This is a genomic window from Brevundimonas sp. SL161, assembly GCF_049896985.1.
In the GTDB taxonomy this organism is placed as follows: Bacteria; Pseudomonadota; Alphaproteobacteria; order Caulobacterales; family Caulobacteraceae; genus Brevundimonas.
This window is the reverse complement of the sequence record NZ_JAFCVJ010000074.1, coordinates 1-1,616: the sequence shown is the minus strand read 5'-3', so window position 1 is coordinate 1,616 and position 1,616 is coordinate 1. Positions and strand designations below refer to the sequence as shown.

1 protein-coding gene is annotated in these 1,616 nt (G+C 65.7%); it reads left to right on the top strand.

Annotation, left to right across the window (positions count from 1 at the left end; genetic code table 11):
* A partial coding sequence (locus tag ACP7AU_RS17660; protein ID WP_426052271.1) for an HWE histidine kinase domain-containing protein occupies positions 1-1,616 on the top strand: 1,616 nt, incomplete at both ends.

The following is a 1,616-nucleotide window of genomic DNA, read 5'->3' as shown; positions in this document are numbered from 1 at the left end:
GCGACCGACGATGCCTTCGTCACGGATCCGCTGGCGGCTGTGCAGTTGATGGTCGAGGGGTTCAGCGCCGCGCCGTCGCTCTTTTCGCTCTGCCAGATGGCGACGGCGAGCGTGCGTCGCGTGGCGCAATACGACCGGGTGATGATCTATCGCTTTATGCAGGACGGGTCCGGCTGGGTGATCGCCGAAAGCCGCGCCCCCGAACTGGCGCCGTTCTTGGACTTGCATTATCCGGCCGCCGACATCCCACAACAGGCCAGGGCGCTCTACCTGCGGAGCTGGCTGCGGCTGATCACCCAGGTCGACTACGACCCGGCGCCGCTGACGCCGGAGCTGAACCCGCGCACCGACAAGCCGCTGGACATGAGCCATGCGATCCTGCGCGACGTTTCGCCGATCCACCGTGAATACCTGCGCAACATGGGCATCAATGCCTCGATGTCGATTTCCATCATCGTGGCGGGCAAGCTCTGGGGCCTGATCGCCTGCCATAATGACAGTCCCCGACGGCTGCCCCGACACCTGCGGGCGGTCTGCGAACTGTTCGGCTCGATGTTCTCGCTGCAGCTCGAGGCCCGCGAGAAGAGCGAGCAGTTCGAGGCCCGTCTGGCCAGCCGCAAGATTCTCCAGGAGCTGATGCTGAACCTCGCAGGCGTCGAGGACTATGCGTATGGCCTGACGCAGCAGACGCCCAATCTGCTCGATTACATCCATGGCGGCGACATCGCTCTGGACGGGCAGCGGGGCGGCGGGGTCGCCGTCCGGGTGGAAGGCGCGACCACCTCGCTGGGAGCCACCCCCGACAAGGCGCAGATCACGGCCCTGGCCGAGTGGCTGACGTCCTACATGACCGAGACCGAGGGCGTGTTTGCGACCGATCGGCTGAGCGAGATCTACCCGCCGGCCAAGGCGTTCGCCAACGTCGCCTCGGGGCTGCTGGTCATCGCCGTGTCGCGCGATCCCTCCGACTTCATCCTGTGGTTCAGACCCGAGCTGGTCGAAACGGCGCTGTGGGCCGGCGACCCCGAAAAGCCGATGATTTCCGGCCCCAACGGCGATCGGCTGTCCCCGCGCAAATCGTTCGAGGTCTGGAAGCACACGGTGCGAAACCGGGCTCTGCCTTGGACGGTCGCCGAGGTCGATTCCGCCTTCGACCTGCGGGTCTCGCTCCTTCAGGTCGTGCTGCGCAGGATCGAGGCGGCGTCGCGGGAACGGGCCAAGGCGCATGAGCGGGACAAGCTGCTTATGACCGAGCTGGATCACCGGGTGAAGAACACCCTGGCCAACATCCAGGCCCTGGTCACCCAGTCCAGCCGAAACGCCGCCTCGCTGACCGGCTTTGTCGAAGGTCTGGACCGGCGGATCCATTCCATGGCCAAGGCGCACAGCCTGCTGACCCAAAGTCGCTGGGAAGGCGTCTCTGTCGAGGGCCTGCTGACCGAGGAACTGGGCTCCTATATCCAGGGTTCCGGCGTCGTCCATCTGGAGGGTGATGACGCGGTCCTGACCCCGAAATCGGCGCTCTCACTGTCGCTCGCGCTGCACGAACTGGCCACCAATGCGGCGAAGTTCGGATCCCTTTCTCGGGCCGAGGGGCAGGTCTCCGTTTCATGGCG